A 630-nucleotide genomic window follows, 5' to 3' on the forward strand; every position below is an offset into this window, starting at 1 on the left:
CAGCGCTTGATTCCCTTCCAGCGCAGGAAATTGAACCACTCTTGCCCGATAAATTCACGGTCGGCGATCAGGACGGCCCAGCGCTTCGCCGGGATCCGGCGAAGCAGCATGCCGACCAGAAACATGCGCGTTCTGGAGTGGCTATTTCCACCGTGATCCAGGACGGTTCAGGCGAGTGGAAGAGCAAGATCCCCGACCACAACAGCCAGCACCAGCAGGTTCAAGTCAGTTTGCCCATACTTCCAGCACGTACGGTCGATGACCATGGTCAGTTTTCCTTCCGGGAGGAGTGGCAGCAGGACGTCCAGAACGTCCTGCTGAGAGAGGCCGGCGTCATGGAAGACCCGAGCGACCATGCGAATGGTGGATTCGATAGTGGCATTGGGTCGGTCGATCTCGTGAGCAATCTTGCGATGGAGCGTGGATTCGGACTGAATGATGCCGAAAAGAACCTCAGCAACACAGCGGAGAGAGTCTATGCGTCGGTGTGGCAGGCGTTCTTTGAGATAGGCCGTGAAGGTGTCAAGATGGTTCAGGGCGGTTTCTGGGTGTGTGAACGCACCAGAAACCGCCCTTTGTCGTTTTTTCTGCGTCCTGATCGACATTTAACTCAACCTGTCAGGTGCTGAG

1 pseudogene is annotated in these 630 nt (G+C 56.3%); it reads right to left on the bottom strand.

Annotation, left to right across the window (positions count from 1 at the left end):
* Window positions 1–605 (bottom strand): annotated as a pseudogene (locus tag E5Z01_RS20145) (IS4 family transposase); the annotation flags it as partial.
* Window positions 606–630: the final 25 nt, after the last annotated feature.

Source organism: Deinococcus fonticola (assembly GCF_004634215.1).
Classification (GTDB): domain Bacteria; phylum Deinococcota; class Deinococci; order Deinococcales; family Deinococcaceae; genus Deinococcus; species Deinococcus fonticola.